This window comes from Trinickia mobilis (assembly GCF_017315705.1).
Lineage (GTDB): Bacteria > Pseudomonadota > Gammaproteobacteria > Burkholderiales > Burkholderiaceae > Trinickia_A > Trinickia_A mobilis.
The window spans coordinates 48,394-64,073 of sequence record NZ_JAFLRF010000002.1 but is presented as its reverse complement, the minus strand read 5'-3'; the positions used below and the strand labels follow the sequence as shown (position 1 = coordinate 64,073).

Annotated in this window: 13 protein-coding genes and 1 pseudogene; 10 read left to right on the top strand and 4 right to left on the bottom strand. The window is 60.3% G+C overall.

Annotated elements, in window-relative coordinates; all coding sequences use genetic code 11:
- Positions 1 to 13: 13 nt before the first annotated feature.
- Positions 14 to 982, top strand: coding sequence for an SIR2 family protein (locus J3489_RS03105; RefSeq protein ID WP_206996188.1), 969 nt, complete (start codon positions 14 to 16; stop codon positions 980 to 982).
- A gap of 1,408 nt (positions 983 to 2,390) precedes the next feature.
- Positions 2,391 to 2,843 (top strand): hypothetical protein, encoded by a 453-nt coding sequence (locus J3489_RS03100; RefSeq protein WP_206996186.1) that lies wholly within the window; start codon positions 2,391 to 2,393, stop codon positions 2,841 to 2,843.
- Positions 2,844 to 2,863: 20 nt separating this feature from the next.
- Here the strand turns inward: J3489_RS03100 and J3489_RS38255 are convergent, their stop codons facing one another.
- Positions 2,864 to 3,151 carry a dioxygenase family protein gene (locus J3489_RS38255; protein ID WP_206996184.1) on the bottom strand — a complete coding sequence of 96 codons (288 nt, stop codon included), beginning with the start codon at positions 3,149 to 3,151 and terminating at the stop codon, positions 2,864 to 2,866.
- 174 nt (positions 3,152 to 3,325) lie between these two features.
- On the bottom strand, positions 3,326 to 3,589 hold the full coding sequence (locus J3489_RS03090) for a DUF4148 domain-containing protein (RefSeq protein ID WP_206996183.1): 264 nt from the start codon (positions 3,587 to 3,589) through the stop codon (positions 3,326 to 3,328).
- Positions 3,590 to 4,609: 1,020 nt separating this feature from the next.
- Here J3489_RS03090 and J3489_RS03085 point away from each other — a divergent pair.
- Positions 4,610 to 5,302 carry a Crp/Fnr family transcriptional regulator gene (locus J3489_RS03085; RefSeq protein ID WP_206996586.1) on the top strand — a complete coding sequence of 231 codons (693 nt, stop codon included), beginning with the start codon at positions 4,610 to 4,612 and terminating at the stop codon, positions 5,300 to 5,302.
- 17 nt (positions 5,303 to 5,319) lie between these two features.
- On the opposite strand, the gene J3489_RS03080 is transcribed toward J3489_RS03085, so the two are convergent.
- Positions 5,320 to 6,975, bottom strand: a complete 1,656-nt coding sequence (locus J3489_RS03080) for an AMP-binding protein (protein ID WP_206996181.1) — start codon at positions 6,973 to 6,975, stop codon at positions 5,320 to 5,322.
- A 301-nt stretch (positions 6,976 to 7,276) separates the two neighbouring features.
- Here J3489_RS03080 and J3489_RS03075 point away from each other — a divergent pair, with 301 nt between their 5' ends.
- The 3 genes from J3489_RS03075 to J3489_RS03065 all read left to right on the top strand — a co-directional run bounded on the left by J3489_RS03075 (position 7,277) and on the right by J3489_RS03065 (position 10,072).
- A complete protein-coding gene (locus J3489_RS03075; RefSeq protein WP_206996180.1) occupies positions 7,277 to 8,002 on the top strand; it encodes a nitroreductase in 726 nt (241 codons plus the stop codon).
- Positions 8,003 to 8,090: 88 nt separating this feature from the next.
- Positions 8,091 to 8,855 (top strand): SDR family NAD(P)-dependent oxidoreductase, encoded by a 765-nt coding sequence (locus J3489_RS03070; protein ID WP_206996178.1) that lies wholly within the window; start codon positions 8,091 to 8,093, stop codon positions 8,853 to 8,855.
- A 29-nt stretch (positions 8,856 to 8,884) separates the two neighbouring features.
- Positions 8,885 to 10,072, top strand: coding sequence for an acetyl-CoA C-acyltransferase (locus J3489_RS03065; protein ID WP_206996176.1), 1,188 nt, complete (start codon positions 8,885 to 8,887; stop codon positions 10,070 to 10,072).
- Positions 10,073 to 10,289: 217 nt separating this feature from the next.
- On the opposite strand, the gene J3489_RS03060 is transcribed toward J3489_RS03065, so the two are convergent.
- Positions 10,290 to 11,198: a LysR family transcriptional regulator gene (locus J3489_RS03060; protein ID WP_206996585.1), complete on the bottom strand. Its 909-nt coding sequence runs from the start codon at positions 11,196 to 11,198 to the stop codon at positions 10,290 to 10,292.
- 96 nt (positions 11,199 to 11,294) lie between these two features.
- On the opposite strand from J3489_RS03060, the gene J3489_RS03055 reads away from it, so the two are divergent.
- The 4 genes and pseudogenes from J3489_RS03055 to J3489_RS37355 form a co-directional block, all read left to right on the top strand.
- Positions 11,295 to 12,911 carry an ATP-dependent acyl-CoA ligase gene (locus J3489_RS03055; protein ID WP_206996175.1) on the top strand — a complete coding sequence of 539 codons (1,617 nt, stop codon included), beginning with the start codon at positions 11,295 to 11,297 and terminating at the stop codon, positions 12,909 to 12,911.
- 98 nt (positions 12,912 to 13,009) lie between these two features.
- On the top strand, positions 13,010 to 14,359 hold the full coding sequence (locus J3489_RS03050) for an MFS transporter (RefSeq protein WP_242539747.1): 1,350 nt from the start codon (positions 13,010 to 13,012) through the stop codon (positions 14,357 to 14,359).
- 19 nt (positions 14,360 to 14,378) lie between these two features.
- Entirely contained in the window at positions 14,379 to 15,545 is a 1,167-nt protein-coding gene (locus tag J3489_RS03045; RefSeq protein ID WP_206996172.1) for a thiolase family protein, read from the top strand.
- Positions 15,542 to 15,622 (top strand): annotated as a pseudogene (locus J3489_RS37355) (zinc ribbon domain-containing protein); the annotation flags it as partial. The gene J3489_RS03045 and the pseudogene J3489_RS37355, both read left to right, overlap by 4 nt.
- Positions 15,623 to 15,680 lie beyond the last annotated feature (58 nt).

Sequence of the window (15,680 nt, the reverse complement as noted above, 5' to 3'; positions counted from 1 at the left end):
TTGCGGAGGGGAGATGGCTTGTTCGGTATTGCTGGGAGCAGGGTTCACCCGTAATTGGGGTGGCTGGCTTGGGTCGGAGGCTTTCGAATATTTGCTCGGATGTCCCGAGGTTGGATCGTCACCGGCCATCAAGGAGTTGCTTTGGAGCTTCAACGAAGTTGGTGGATTTGAATCGGTTTTGGCGGAGCTGCAAGGTAGGGCAAGGCTCGATCCCGAAAGACACTCCGCCGATTTGCGAAGCTTCGAGACTGCGATTCGAACTATGTTCAGCGCGATGGACTATTGCATATCCCGCCTTGCAAATTTCGACCTCGGTCTCGGGAACGGATCAGTGCGCAAATTGCTAAGTCGCTTCGATGCAATCTTCACCCTGAACCAGGATCTCCTTCTGGAGTATCAGTATCTCCAGCGGTGGGACGGGGTCGAGCTACCTGGGATGCGATTGTCTTCGAACGTGGGCACTGGTCCGTGCGGAATTCCTTGGACGGACCAATGGGTTCCTGAGAATGAAAGCGAATTTCGCACCACTGCGAATCGCCAGCCATGTTTCAAGCTACACGGGTCCTGGAATTGGCTTGACAGCGTAGGCGGCTCGCTGCTTATCACAGGAGGCGAGAACGCTCGCGCGCGTGGACTCCCTCCCATTCTCGACTGGTATCACCGGCAGTTCGCGCGCTATGTCTCTCAGCCTAACCATCGACTTATGACTATTGGCTACGGCTTTCGTGACATCTATATCAACGATGTAATCGCGAAGGCAGTGGCTGAAAACGGATTGCAGCTTTACGTCATAGCGCCGGAGGGTTCGGACGCAGCCGCGAATGCGCCATTGTCGTCCGGCGACGAACGCGGGGGGCGAGCCCTCGTCGAGAATGCTTTCCGTCACGGACTCATAGGAGCGTCGCGCAGGCCGCTAAACGAAATATTTGGGGAACGCGAAACGCTCGAACTAAAGAAGGTCTTGCGATTCCTCGACTGCTAGATGGCCTCTAGCGCCCGATCGGACATGTCTCAACTGCTCACTCGCATGCCGAGGCGGCTAACGTTAGAGGAGGGCATCGTTAAGCATGACGATGCCTTGTTCTTCAGCATGCGCACCGCGACTCCAATTGCGATCGGTTGACGCGCTTGTTGAGATTATTCCGGTGATCCGAACAACGGCAGGAAAGTATGCGGGTGATTCTAGAAATAGCTCAATTGAACAAAATTGAGTCACGCACGGGAACCTAGTTGGCGTATTTTTTTTTACCACTAAACGCTTCGCTTACGCCAAGGTTACCCGGGAGCCCACGTGTGAATGATTTTCGTGTTTGGCTTACGAGCCTATTCCGTGCGCCACACGATGGTATGAAAGTCGATGGAAACCGGCAGCGGGTTGTCGACGTTTCGACCCGAACCGTCGTAAGCGTACACGCGACGCGCCATCGGAACCTTGATCCCCCTACATCACGGTAGAAGTTGGTGACGTTTATCTCGCGGGTACCGCTCCCCCCTCAACCATGCGAAGCATAGGCAGAATATTATCGATGATCGGCATGCTCCTGTTGACAGGCGGTGTCTCTGCTCACGCATCGACGGCAGACGAACCAATCGAGTCAGCACATCGGGCGAGGCCGCACAACCTTGAAGGATGGACAGAGAGCTTTCCGTTTGCGGGCGGTCTGAACTACCCCACTACCTTGGTTATTGCCCAGCGGAGGCACGTTATTCGTCGAATCGAAGGAGATCCATTTGTGTGGAGATGGATATTTCGGGAAAACGGAAAACAGGTCGCTTATCAAACTGGATCATTGCACTTCAACATGGCGTGCACGCTGGTCGATATCGCAAGTGGTCGACGACTGGCTAGCCTTGACTGCTGTCGCGAACTCCCCGAGGGCGCCCCAGCATGGGAGAGGGCATTGCAGGACGCAAAGTAGATTGACGTCGCACAGTGCGTTGAAACCACCGCAATTCATTAGGATCTCGACTATCGCTCCTTAGCGGCGAACTAGGCGTTCCGAGCGACTGCAGTCGGGCAAGTTGCTCTGCCTGCGGAAGGCCCGGAGAGTGTCGACGAGCGGTCGTTCAGTCCGAAGTTGGCGATGGTCGATTCCTTGCCTCTTCGGCGTTTCAACAACCAGCAGCCAAGTGGCCGAGAGGGGTCATCAAGCGTGTCTGTCGCGTCGCTCTGAAGCAGTCACTCGATCCGCGCGAGCCTGCTGCCCCGTGGCGGTCGTCGTATTAGCCGTGACGCTGCGCACCGCGCGGACTTCGCGCGCGTGCTTGTCGTCAGGAAGCAAGCGCGGTCGGCGTGTCCGACACGATGACCGTCAAATATTCACCTCGGCAACGCGGGAAGGGCGGCGGCAGTAGACTGGGACCTCCACATCCGTCTCCGGAGGCTGACCATGACCTCGCAAACCTGCAACCGCGTCGCCCTCGCACTCGAGCAACTCGAGATGGCCCTTGACGCGTTTCTGGAGCGCCACCGCTTCGCGTCGGCCATCACCCTGGCCAGCGCGGCCGAGCGCGTACTGGCGCAGGCGCTGCGCAACAATGGGCAGCAGGCGGTCCTCGACTGGAAGTTCGATGCGACCGACCTGGCGCACACGAAGCTGCATGGCCGGCCGCTGGATCCCACGGCCTTCGATGACGCGGAGAACCTGGTCGCCAACGTGGTGCGGTACTTTGACAAGGCCGATGCGCCGGACTTCGAAGCCGACCTCGAGGAGGCTGCATGCTGGATGCTGGTGCGGGCCTGCGAGAATGCGCACCGGCTCGGGTTGACCGTGCAGGGCTTCGACGCGTTCAACGACTGGTTCTACGAACATGTCGTCGGCCTTATGCGAAGCGTTCCATAAAGCCGAATCCCGGCCGACCCTCAATAGCGACCGTACGCGTTCGCCTGCCATATCTCCAGCTTCGCATCGCGCTCGGGCTCTCCCCTGATGTTCAGGACACGTCCCATCACATTTAGAAGCTGACACGTGGCCTGCCCCGGCTTGCCGGGCAGTTGCGTCAGGCCGGCGCCCGGGTCAGGCGTTTTCCCCACCGGGTAGAAGGGGCCGAGGATCTCGTCGGGGGTGCGCAGCAGCGTCGACTGCGCAAGAGCGAATCTGAGCGGAGCGCACGCGCCGATCGCGCCGAAGACTACGGGTATCCTCGGCACATCCCGACGATGCTATGTCCCGTTTGTGCTCATCGTTGTGCCGCTCGCCATGGTCGTTCTGCCGCCCGGCGCGAGTCCTGTCATTCTCCCGGGCTGTGGCCCCTCGCTCCAATCTTTGGCGTCGTCTCCCGGGACGCTGTGCGGCGCGCACCGTACGGCATCCCGTGCATCTGCTCACTGCCCGCCGTAAAGCGCATTCAAGCGCTCCTGCGTGCCGTCCTTCTGGGCCCGCAGCAATTCCTGATAGACCTCCGCGCGAGTCTTGCCACTGGGGGCACCGCTCATGCTGCCGCCCCCTGACGTGCCGCCGACTGCGTCCGACGTCATAGCTGCGTTGCTGTCGGAGGCCGTGCTGGATGCGTCACTGTTGTCACCCGCATAGGCCAGTGTGGTGCACAACGTCAATGCGGCAATAGGGATTAAAGTCAGAGTGTTCATCGTATCCTCCAGCATGATGCATGACATACCCGACGCCAATCGAATCATGCAGTTTGCGCCGGGATTTCGTGCCGCTTCGAAAGGCATTAAAAGTTCTTGCGAGGACTTGGCACGCTCTTGCAATACCAATGCAGAATTTCCTTTATCCCCGAGTTAGCTCTTTTTGTGGTATCACGACCGCTCGAGGATGGGCCTCGGGCATCCAGCCTGGAACTATTTTTCTTACCTGCAACTTACTCCCTTGGTGTTTCTGGATGCTCTGCTGGTTGTTCCAGTCGGAACAATATTGGAATTATTTTTCTGCTCTGAAAGCAGAGCGTCCGCATAGCCCACGCAAGCCAACTCAAGGCTGTGTCTGGATGGGCAAGTCCTATCTCCCGCGGTCCATCCATAGGGCCACGACAGTGCGGAAATCAGAACTACAACGGTTCGCTGGAATTTGATGTTCGTGGCGGCGACCCCGATGGAGCTTTTGGGTTGCGCCTGCCCCCCGCCCAACGATCGCGGCACGCCGACAGGCATGACTACACTGTATGCCCCGACCGCATGCGCATGAATAAGGCGCCGTTGCTAAAAGAGGCTAGGGGATCGCCCTATTCAGCGGTTGAGCTCCGACAGGAAGCGCTTGTACGGAGTGCCGCTCCAGGTCTGATCAACGAATGGTGGCGATTTAGCGCTGCGCTGGTGGTGGTCGTATGGACGATTCTTGCCGCGGTCTCGTTCACACGCGGCGGAAGAGGACATCCGCACAACGTGATGTCTACGCTAACCGGTTGTTCGCATAGACGACAGAGCAGTCTTTCGTGCGATGAATTCGAGCCTCTGGATTGAGCCGACAGTGACTATTCGTTTTCTCGATAGGGGACGTTCAAGGCGAACTTGATCCGCGATCTCGCGAACGGCGACTTTGGGTTTGCGGACCGGACCTTCGAGCAGATATCAGCCGATTGGATCATTGGGAAACGTCGGCCGGCAAATGGTTAAACTAGAGCCTCTGGACCCTTCGAACCTAACTTGGCTATGCCCCTGTCAGTCGAGTTGCAGTGCTTCATATCGCGCTCCGCCTGGTCGGCTAAACTGACACAGGAGCAACTCGCTCGCGTCCAGAAAGATGCCTTTCAACGGTCGTATTCTGCCGGCGCGCTGGTCTGTCATCGCGGAGCCCCTGCCGATCATTGGATAGGCGTGATCGAAGGGTTAGTCAAAGTCGATACGGTCTCGAAAGGTGGGCGGGCCACGACCTTCGCCGGCGTGCCGGCGGGTTCTTGGTTTGGCGAGGGAGCCCTATTAAAAGATGAGCCTCGCCCGTACTCGGTGGTAGCGCTGCGCGATAGCGAAGTCGGGTTTATTCCGCACAGCACATTTGAGTGGCTGCTTGACAATAGCCATTCGTTCAGTCGGTTTGTCATCGATCAGCTCAATGCACGGTGTGGATACTACGTCGGTCTGGTTGGAAACCTCCGTTTGCAGAAAGCGTCTGCAAGAGTCGCTTTCTGTCTCGCTGAACTGTTCAACCCGCAACTCTTTGGCGTCACTGATCTGACGCTGGGTCTTTCGCAAGAAGAAATTGGACGTTTGTCCGGCCTTTCGAGGCAGAACACCAACCGGGCGCTTCACGAGCTCGCTGGTGCGGGGCTTTTGACGATCGAATATGGCTCAGTCCGAATTCTTGACCTAACAGGACTTCGAGATTTTGCGCATTCCGAAGATTGATTAGGCCGCGTACGTGACTACGCGTCAGACAGCTTCGTAATGGCTTCCCGGCTGCCAGCCTGTGCTCGAAGTCGAAATTTCTGAATTTTTCCTGTGCCTGTCTTTGGCAGCTCGCCGTACACGATCCTCACAGGACACTTGTAGTGAGCGAGCCGCTCTCGACAGAACGTAATCAGCTCTCGTTCAGAAGGTGCATCGATACCCTGCCTCAATTCGACAAATGCGCAGGGCACTTCGCCCCACCTGGCATCGGGCTGCGCCACCACTGCCGCGATGAGTACAGCCGGGTGCTGGTGCAATATTTCCTCCACCTCTACCGATGAAATATTTTCGCCACCCGAAATGATGATGTCTTTGCAACGATCCGTGATCTGCATGTATCCGTCCGGGTGTACCACGGCAATATCGCCGGTGTGGAACCAGCCACCCTTGAAGGCGTTTCGCGTAGCTTCCTCGTTCTTCAGATACCCTTTCATCGTGACATTGCCGCGCAGAAGTACCTCTCCCTCGGTCTTTCCGTCCGCAGGAACTGACTCAAGCGTGGTGGGATTTGCTACTCGCACGGCTTCCAGTCCAGAGGCCCGATAACCTTGCCGCGCCTTCAGGCGCGCCTGCTCCTCGTTGGCCAATGCGCGCCAGTCTGCCTGAATCAAGCAACTGACCGGCGTGCCGGAGGCTTCGGTGATGCCGTATACGTGCTCAACCTCGAATCCCATCTCGCTTACCGAATTCAACACGGTTGCCGGGGGCGGCGAACCCGCCGTGCGCACGCGAACGACGCGAGGTAACGGGCTACGCTCGCTGGCGGGCGCGTCTGCCAGCGCGGCCAGGACGATAGGCGCCGCACAAAAATGGTCGACGCCGTACTCGCGGATGGCTCGAAATATCCCTGCGGCATTGACTTTGCGCAGGCAGACATGGGTGCCACCCGCTGCCGTGACTGCCCAGGCGAAGCACCAGCCGTTGGCGTGGAACATTGGGAGGGTCCAGAGATACACCGGCCGGCGAGGCATGCCCCAGTCAATCAACTGGAGCATGCTCATCAGGTGAACCCCACGGTGACTGACCACGACCCCTTTCGGGTCGGAGGTCGTGCCGGACGTATAGTTCAATGCGATAGCGTCCCATTCGTCCGTGGGCCATACGCCTTCGAAGTCCGGATCCCCCTCTCCGAGCAACTGTTCATAGTTGAGGTTACCTATCGATGCCCCCGGCGGCGCTTCGAGATCCGCAATGTCAATCACGAGTGGCCTGTCTGGAACATGCTCGAGTGCGTCCGCAGCAAGGGCGGCAAACTCGCGATCCACGAAAAGAACCTTACATTCCCCGTGAAGCAGGATGAACCGAATGCCGTCGGCATCCAGCCTGCAGTTGATCGTGTTGAGCACAGCGCCGCTTAGCGGCACCCCGAAATGTGCCTCCACCAATGCGGGTGTATTAGGCGCGATGATCGACACGGTGTCGCCGCGCTTGACACCTCGCCGGACGAGCCCACTGGCGAGCCGGCGGCAGCGGCTGCGCGTCGCCGCCCAGGTCTGACGCATCTCGCCGTGCACGATAGCAATACGCTCCGGAAACAGATCGGCGCATCGGTCCAGTGAGTGCAGCGGTGTCAGCGGCACATGGTTGGCTTCGTTTCGATCGAGTCCGCGCTCGTAGATTGGGGTTGGCATGTCGTGTCTCCTCGCGTGAATGTGAAAGTGTTCCGGGCATCAGTGGTGCGTAGGTGCAACCTCTGAATCAGATCGCTCAAACCTTGCGATGTCACATCCAATCTATACGTTGCGCTGGCCTGGAACTGTCTCGAACAGGACACTCCTCGGGTTCGTAGAAGACGACCGATTACCGGATGTCAATTGTCATGTTCGAGACAACACGCCCTGTACCGCCCGGCTAATCTTGCTTGCAAAAGCAATGCTGCCGTGCAGGGAAGTTGCTTGAGTTTGCTGACGTTGGAGACAGATGGAGTGACTGATGAAGAGAAGTGACACACCACCGGCAATGGATGCCGATGCGCTGCGCAAGGCCATCGAATGGGCCATCCTGTCGCGTCGCAGCGTCAGGGCGTTTCTGCCCACGCCGGTTCCTCGAGAGACGGTTGAATCGATATTGGACATAGCGCGGTTCGCCGCTACGGGCGTCAACATCCAGCCTTGGCGCGTCCATGTCGTCACGGGGCACGCCAAAGACCGCATCTGTGCCGCGATCCAGCGGGTTAACGAAGATTCGGCACTAGACGAGACATGCACGGACGAGTGGGACTATTACCCGCGCGAGTGGATATCGCCATACCTTGAAAGAAAACGGACTGTGGGTTGGAAGCTATATGGGTTGCTTGGAATCGAAAAGGGCGACAAGGAACGGATGCAGGCCCAGCACAGCCGCAACTATCAATTCTTTGACGCGCCCGCCGGCCTGTTTTTCACAATCGACCGCGTTATGCAGCAGGGTAGCCTGCTCGACTACGGCATGTTTCTGCAAAACATCATGATCGTGGCTCGTGCCCATGGCTTGAGCACATGCCCTCAAGCGGCATTTATGAAGTACCGCAAGATCATTGCCGATCAACTTCGACTGGAGGCAGGTGAGAGGTTCGTCGTCGGCATGAGTCTCGGATTTGCGGATGCCTCACGCATCGAGAACACCCTCGTCACGGACAGAGCGGAGGTTGGCTCGTTCACCACGTTTTATTCTGAGTAGCGGCGCGCATCGGAAGCGAATCCAGACGCGAGTCAGCGGCCCGCGTGCCGAATGTATCGGCGAAGCGTCACATGAAAGGAACACGGACATGCAGATAAGAGACAACGTATTTGTAGTGACTGGGGCTGGTTCCGGCTTGGGAGCGGCCACGGCGAAGATGCTCGTCGAGCGGGGCGGCAAGGTGGTCCTGGCGGACCTGAACCCCGAAGCGGGTAAGGCCATCGCCGCACAGCTGGGGCCAAATGCCCGATTCGTTGCCACCGACGTCGCCGACGAACAGGGCGCCAAGGCAGCTTTTGCAGCGGCCTTGGAAATGGGGCTTCTCAGGGGACTCGTCAATTGCGCAGGCGTTGCTCCCGCCGAAAGGGTCATCGGCCGTGAAGGAACCCACAAGCTGGATTCGTTCGCTCGAACGATCAATATCAACCTGGTGGGCAGTTTCAACATGATCCGCATTGCGGCGGAGATGATGAGCGCCTGCCCCCCAGAGACCTCCGGCGAGCGCGGCGTCATCATCTGCACAGCGTCGGTGGCCGCGTTTGAAGGACAGGTGGGGCAGGCAGCCTACGCCGCTTCCAAAGGCGGCGTCGTCGCGATGACGTTGCCACTCGCGCGGGAACTCTCCCGCTGCGGCATCCGGGTCATGACAGTTGCGCCAGGCATCGTGGAAACGCCGATGCTGCTCGGCATGCCCGCCGAAGTACAGGAGGCGCTGGGCAAAACGGTGCCGTTTCCAGCGCGGATGGGCAAGCCAGCGGAATACGCTGCTCTGGTGGAGCACATCCTCTTGAACGAATACTTGAACGGCGAGGTCATCCGCCTCGACGGCGCCATCCGTATGGCCGCCAAATAAACCGCATCCATCTTTTCAGCGAATGAGCCATGCCCAAAGATCCCATAGTTATCGTATCTGCCGCCCGTACTCCTATTGGCAGCTTCCAGGGGGAACTCTCCAGCTGCACAGCGCCCCAGCTCGGTGCCGTTGCCGTCAAGGCCGCTATTCAGCGAGCCGGCGTTAGTGCCGACGAGGTGCAGGAACTCATCTTCGGATGTGTGCTGCCTGCCGGCCTCGGCCAGGCCCCGGCACGCCAGGCGGCAATCACCGCCGGGCTGCCCCTGTCGGTGGGGTGCTCCACTGTCAACAAAGTGTGCGGTTCCGGCATGAAAGCAGCTATGCTGGCCCATGATCTGCTGATGGCCGACAGCAACGAGGTCATTGTCGCGGGTGGCATGGAATCCATGACTAACGCTCCATACTTCGTCCCGAAGGCACGCGGGGGCTTCCGCCTTGGTCACGGACAGATCCTCGACCATATGTCCTTCGACGGCCTGGAAGATGCTTATTTCGATAAGGGCCGTCAAATGGGCACCTTCGCTGAAGAGTGCGCCGAGGCTTACGGTTTTTCCCGAGATGATCAGGATGCCTATGCAATTAGATCAACAACCCGTGCCAAGGCCGCTATCCAGTCCGGTGCCTTCGAATGGGAAGTCGCTCCCGTTATAACCTCCAGCAAAAAAGGCGAAGTCCTGGTCGAGCACGACGAGCAGCCGTTCAAGGCCAAACTGGACAAGGTCAGTAGCCTGAAACCCGCTTTCAAGGTCGATGGTACGGTGACTGCGGCCAACTCCAGTTCGATTTCCGACGGTGCCGCCGCGTTGGTGCTGATGCGCCTTTCAAGTGCCGACAGACTCCGGATCAAGCCTCTGGCCGTTATTGTCGGGCACGCCACCCACGCTCAAGAGCCGAGACTGTTTACCACCGCTCCCGTGGGCGCGATGAAGAAACTGCTGTCCAGGATTGGATGGGCGACGCCGAGCGTAGATTTGTGGGAAATCAACGAGGCATTTGCGGTCGCTGTCATGGCCGCTATGCGGGACATGGCTCTCGATCGCGACAAGGTCAACATACACGGCGGCGCCTGCGCCATCGGTCACCCTATCGGCGCTTCCGGAGCACGCATTCTAGTCACCTTGCTTGCGGCCCTCAGATTAACGGGCGGACGCCGCGGAATTGCCAGCCTTTGCATCGGCGGTGGCGAAGCGACGGCCATGGCCATCGAGATGATTTAACGTAAGCGTCGGTCAGCCGGCGCACACTGTCGAGCCTGCAAAGGGATGTAGCGATAAGTCATTTATCGCGCTTCGCCGTTTCGACTCGCATCTGGAGCTCTGCGTGGACATACTCTGGATGATGACTTTATTTTGATCAGACATGGGCGGCGGTTTTCAATCAAGTCTTCATGCGATGCTCCGGCCAGGCCCGGAGCATGCGATAGTCGATGCCGTCTCACGGGTGGTGCACCGTCTGAATGACGAACTCACGGAACCAGCGGTTTCCTTCGTCGCCGTCATATAAATCGTGCCAATGAATCGTGGACTCGAAGTGAGCAATCTCGACGGGTAGCGGATAGATCAGAAACTGCCCGGATTCGTTAAAAATTTCGGCCACTCCGCGCGGCAGCGTAACCATCCAGTCGGTGCGCTGAAGGATCTGCGGTACGACTGTGAAGTGAGGCACGCGCAACGCCACACGCCGATAGAGCCCGCTGGCGCGCAGCGTTTCATCGATCAACAGATGGCTGCTGTCGGTCGAAGCCACGGCGACATGCAGCATGTCCTGAAACCTCTCTCGGGTGATCCGGCGCGCTGGAAGGCCGGGACGTTTGCGCGTCATGCACGCGTACTCTTCGTTGAACAGCGACGCGTACTTTGTGATGGGCTTCAGCGCAGGCAGGTTGCCGATCGCAAAATCGAGCTGCCCCAGACGCAGCTTTTCCTCGACACCCGTAAGCGGCACCGGCTCGGCGGCAATCCGCACTTGCGGCGCCAACTGTTGCAGCTTCTCGCAGATCGCCGGCAGAAAAACCTGTTCGCCGATATCCGACATCGATAGCCGAAATTCGCGCGAGCTTGTCGCCGGATCGAATGGTTCGCCATGACGCAGCGCCTCGCGTGCCGCGGCGATCGCGCGGCCGACGGGGTCTGCGAGCCGCTCGGCCGCCGACGTCGGCGCCATTCCTTCAGGCGTCCGAACAAATAAGGGATCGTCGAACAATGCGCGCAGGCGTCCTAGCGCATAGCTGATTGCCGGCTGCGACAGGCCGAGGCGTTGCCCTGCGCGAGTCAGGCTCTTCTCCTCGAGGACCGCCTGGAACACGCGCAGCAGGTTCAAATCCACTTTGTTGAAATCCGCCATATTTATACGAGTCATATTATTTATGAATTTGACGGATAGGATACGCGATCCTAGACTCGGCCACGTCACATAAGAGGCACGAGGGCTTTTGATCATATGAATACGATCGCCGAGGCGCCTATGGGCGTGCAACGAGACACCCGGACACCGCGCACGTTACCGGCCATGCTGAAGGCGCGAGCCGCCCGCAACGGCGCCGCGCCCCTCTTCTCGGATCGCACGACGACCTGGACCGCCAGCGACGCCGCTGCAATCGCCGCGCGTCGCGCCGGAGCGCTTGCGGCTCAGGGCGTCAAGCGCGGCGACCGCGTCGCGATTTTGTGCGGGAACCGCGCCGAATTCATGGAAATCGTGTTGGGCTGCGCCTGGCTTGGTGCCGTCGCCGTACCCATCAACACCGCGTCACGCGGCATGCAGCTCGAGCACATTCTCAGAAACTCCAGTGCGCGCTTGCTGGTCGCGGAGTCGCATCTGGTCGAAGCCGTCCATGCGCTCGCAACGCAAGACCTTCCGCTGGCAACGATCTCGGTCATCGGCGAGCCGACGATTGAAATGAAGCGCTCACCCCTCTTTCAGATTCCACTGCCTCCTCTGGGAGAGCCGATCGAAGCCGCTGCCATTTCCGACGGCGATCCGTTCGTCATCTTGTATACGTCCGGAACGTCGGGCGTGTCGAAGGGCGTGATTTGCCCGCACGCGCAGTTCTATTGGTGGGGCGTGAACACGGGCGGCGATCTGGAGATCGTGCCCGGCGACGTGCTTTATACCTGTCTTCCGTTATTTCACACGAACGCGCTGAACAGTTTCTTCCAGGCGTTGATGCACGATGCGGAGCTGATCGTCGACCGGCGGTTCTCCGCGAGCGGCTTTTTCGATTCGCTGATCGCGACGCGCGCCACCGTGACGTACGTGCTTGGTGCGATGGTGCCTATCCTGCTCTCCCGCCCCGTCACGCCGGGCGAGCGCGAACACCGGGTGCGCGTCGCTCTCGCGCCGGGCGTGCCCGAGCCATTCCAGGAAGCGTTCACGAAGCGCTCCGGTATCGGTCTCGTCGACGGATATGGCTCGACTGAAACCAACTCGGTGATTGGCGGCCGGATCGGCGCCCGGCGCACGGGATACATGGGCAAGCTCGCTGCTGGCTTCGACGCTCGAGTCGTGGACGAAAACGACCGCCCCGTACCGGACGGCGAAGCGGGAGAACTGATTCTTCGTGCCAACGAACCCTACGCCTTCGCGAGCGGCTATTTCGGCATGCCCGACAAAACGGTCGAGGCTTGGCGAAACCTCTGGTTCCACACCGGCGATCGGGTCGTGCGCAGCCCCGACGGTTATTTCCGTTTTCTCGATCGCCTGAAGGACGCGATCCGTCGCCGCGGCGAAAACATTTCCTCGTACGAGGTCGAACAGGTACTGCTGAGCCACCCGTCGATCGAACTGGCCGCCGTCTTTGCTGTGCAGTCCGAACTAGCCGAAGACGACGTCATGGCCGCCGTCGTACTGGGGGACGGCCATACGCTCGACCCGCTCGACCTCATTCGATATTGCGAACCGCGTTTGCCGTACTTCGCCGTGCCGCGCTATCTCGACTTCGTGCCGGATCTGCCCAAGACCGAGAATGGAAAGATCATGAAGTACAAGCTGCGCGAAACGGGCCTCACGCCGACCACGTGGGACCTCGAGGCGTCGGGATACCGGGTGGGGCGCTCGTGATCTGAGCGCTCGACCCAACGTCGACCGCGCCGGTCGACGGCAACGCAGTCCCATTGTCACCATTCAGTGCACCGCCGGTGCGCATCATGGAGTCAGAGATGACAAGCACGCAAACTTTATCCGCGGCAAGCCCGGGCTCCAATGGTGCGATCGATGCAAAGGCCGGACCTGTCGACAAAAAATCGCTTCGCCGCATCGTGCTCGCATCGGTGGCCGGCAACGCGCTCGAGTGGTACGACTTCTTTCTTTACAGCACGGCCGCGGCGCTCGTGTTCGGCGAGCTGTTCTTTCCGAAGGGCACCGATCCGCTCGTCGGGACGATGGCCGCCTTCGCCGGCTTCGCGGTCGGCTTCGCCGCGCGGCCGCTCGGCGGCGTGGTGTTCGGGCACATCGGCGATCGCTTCGGCCGCAAGGGCGCTTTGGTGTGGACGCTGTCGATCATGGGCGCGGCCACGTTCCTGATCGGACTGTTGCCGACCTATGCGCAAGTGGGCCTCTGGGCGCCGGCGCTGCTGCTGCTCCTGCGCGTGCTCCAGGGCGTCGCCGCAGGAGGCGAGTGGGGCGGCGGCGTGCTGATGATCAGCGAGTCGGCGCCACCCGAAAAGCGCGGCTATTACGCATCGCTGAGCCAGCTCGGCGTAGGGGGCGGCTTCGTGCTGTCAGCAGCCGTATTCTTTCTCGTACAGTTGCTGCCGAAGGATGCATTCATGAACTGGGGATGGCGCGTGCCATTCCTGCTGTCGATCTTCATCTTCAGCGTCGGCGTCTATGTTCGCTCGAAGCTTCCGGAAAGCGCGGAATTCGCCAGCGCCCGGGCGGCGGGCAAGAAATCGCACATGCCGGTGTTGGACGTCATCCGCCGATACCCGAAGGAAATATTGCTGGCGATGGGCCTGCGCGTGGCGGAGAACGGTGGTTCGTACATCGTGATCGCCTTCTCGCTCGCGTATGGCAAGTTCATCGGCGTGCCCAATCAGGTGATGCTCGCGGGCGTCATCGTGTCGATGACCGTCGAGCTCTTCACCATGCTGATGTGGGGTCGCCTGTCGGACCGCGTTGGCCGCAAGCCCGTGTACATGATCGGTGCGGCGGGTCTGGTCCTGATCGCGTTCCCGTTCTTCTGGCTTCTCGGCACGAAAGTGCCCGCGTTGATCTGGCTGGCTTTCCTGCTCGGCAACGCCATCTGCCACGGCGCGATGATCGGCACGCAGCCCAGCTTGATGGGTGAGCTGTTCAGCACCGAGGTGCGTTACTCGGGCATGGCGCTTGGTCACGAAGTGGCGTCCGTGTTTGCGGGCGGCTTGTCGCCCTTGCTGGCGACCGCTCTGCTCGCGCACTATCGCGCGGCATGGCCGGTGGCCTTGCTGATGATCGCGTTGGGGCTGATCACGGTGATTTCGCTGCTCTTCACGCACGAAACCGCGGCGCGGCGTGCGAATCGCCGGTGAGCTTGCGAGGCACGCCGATATGCACACGAACGATTTCGGCAACGTTCTGATCGCGGCCGGCGTGGAAGTGCCCTACCGCCGGCACGCGACGGCTGCCTCCACCGGCGACCTGCTGGCCCGGGCATTCGGCGCCGTGCTCGCGCAGTCCGGCGTGTCCGCGAAAGAAGTCGACGGCCTCGGCGTGGCGTCGTTCACGCTAACCCCCGATCACGCGATCGATCTCGCGTGGCAACTGGGCCTGAGCCCGCGCTGGTGCATGGATGACTGTCACGGCGGCGCGAGCGCGATCAATCTGCTGCAACACGCGATCCGTGCGATTCAACACGGCGACGCGAACGTCATCGCTCTCGTGTCCGGGGATCGCTTCGACGCAGCCGATTTCAAGCGTCTGGTCGAGAACTACAACCTGACGACGCGCACGTACTTGCGTCCGCTGGAAAACGGCGGCCCGAACAGCGTATTCGCGCTGCTCACGCAGCGTCATGCCAAGCGTCACGGTCTTACGCGCCGAGATTACGGCGCGCTATGCGTCGCGCAGCGCGCATGGGCCGCGTTGAATCCGAACGCGGTCTATCGCACGCCGATGTCCCTCGACGACTACCTTGCCGCGCCGAGCGTCGCCACTCCGTTGGGGCGATTCGATTGCGTGCCCGTCGTGAGCGGTGCGAACGCGGTGCTGGTGATGCGCAGCGATCTGGCTCGCACACGGTCGAACGTCGGCGTGCGAGCGCTGAAATGTCTGTACAACGCGGATCATCAGGCGGGTGATGGCCTGCATACCTCCTTGCAGCAGCTCGCCGCCGATCTGTGGCGACAGGCGGGTGTCACGCCCGACGACGTCGACATGGTTTCCGTCTATGACGACTACCCGGTCATGGCGATCGCGCAGCTCGCGGATCTCGGCTTCGCTCCGGACGGGGATTTGCGCAGGCTCCTGTCGCGCATCGTCTCGCGCGAACTTCCTGTGAACACGTCGGGGGGGCAGTTGTCCGCCGGTCAGGCCGGAGCAGCAGGCGGCATGCATGGTCTGGTTGAGGCGATCACGCAATTGCGCGGCGAAGCCGGCGAGCGGCAAGTGAGAGACGCCAAGCTGGCCGTGGTGAGCGGTTACGGCATGGTCGAGTATCGCTATGGCATGTGCGCGAACGCCGTCGTGCTGGAAAAGGCAGGAGGGCATGCCCCATGACGCTCGATGTCTTTCAGTGCAGGCAATGCGGAACGACGCTATTCCCGGCGCGCTACTATTGCCCCGCGTGCGGCGCAGGCGACTGGGTCGAGCGCGCGGTCGAGCGCGGCACCGTGACGGAATCGACGGTTGTCC

Coding starts and splice junctions, on each gene's coding strand:
- J3489_RS03105 (WP_206996188.1), top strand. CDS start 14: ATGGCTTGTTCGGTATTGCTGGGAGCAGGGTTCACCCGTAATTGGGGT.
- J3489_RS03085 (WP_206996586.1), top strand. CDS start 4,610: ATGCCCCTGTCAGTCGAGTTGCAGTGCTTCATATCGCGCTCCGCCTGG.
- J3489_RS03065 (WP_206996176.1), top strand. CDS start 8,885: ATGCCCAAAGATCCCATAGTTATCGTATCTGCCGCCCGTACTCCTATT.
- J3489_RS03090 (WP_206996183.1), bottom strand. CDS start 3,589: ATGAACACTCTGACTTTAATCCCTATTGCCGCATTGACGTTGTGCACC.
- J3489_RS03080 (WP_206996181.1), bottom strand. CDS start 6,975: ATGCCAACCCCAATCTACGAGCGCGGACTCGATCGAAACGAAGCCAAC.
- J3489_RS03045 (WP_206996172.1), top strand. CDS start 14,379: ATGCACACGAACGATTTCGGCAACGTTCTGATCGCGGCCGGCGTGGAA.
- J3489_RS03050 (WP_242539747.1), top strand. CDS start 13,010: ATGACAAGCACGCAAACTTTATCCGCGGCAAGCCCGGGCTCCAATGGT.
- J3489_RS03060 (WP_206996585.1), bottom strand. CDS start 11,198: ATGGCGGATTTCAACAAAGTGGATTTGAACCTGCTGCGCGTGTTCCAG.
- J3489_RS03100 (WP_206996186.1), top strand. CDS start 2,391: ATGACCTCGCAAACCTGCAACCGCGTCGCCCTCGCACTCGAGCAACTC.
- J3489_RS03055 (WP_206996175.1), top strand. CDS start 11,295: ATGAATACGATCGCCGAGGCGCCTATGGGCGTGCAACGAGACACCCGG.
- J3489_RS03070 (WP_206996178.1), top strand. CDS start 8,091: ATGCAGATAAGAGACAACGTATTTGTAGTGACTGGGGCTGGTTCCGGC.
- J3489_RS03075 (WP_206996180.1), top strand. CDS start 7,277: ATGAAGAGAAGTGACACACCACCGGCAATGGATGCCGATGCGCTGCGC.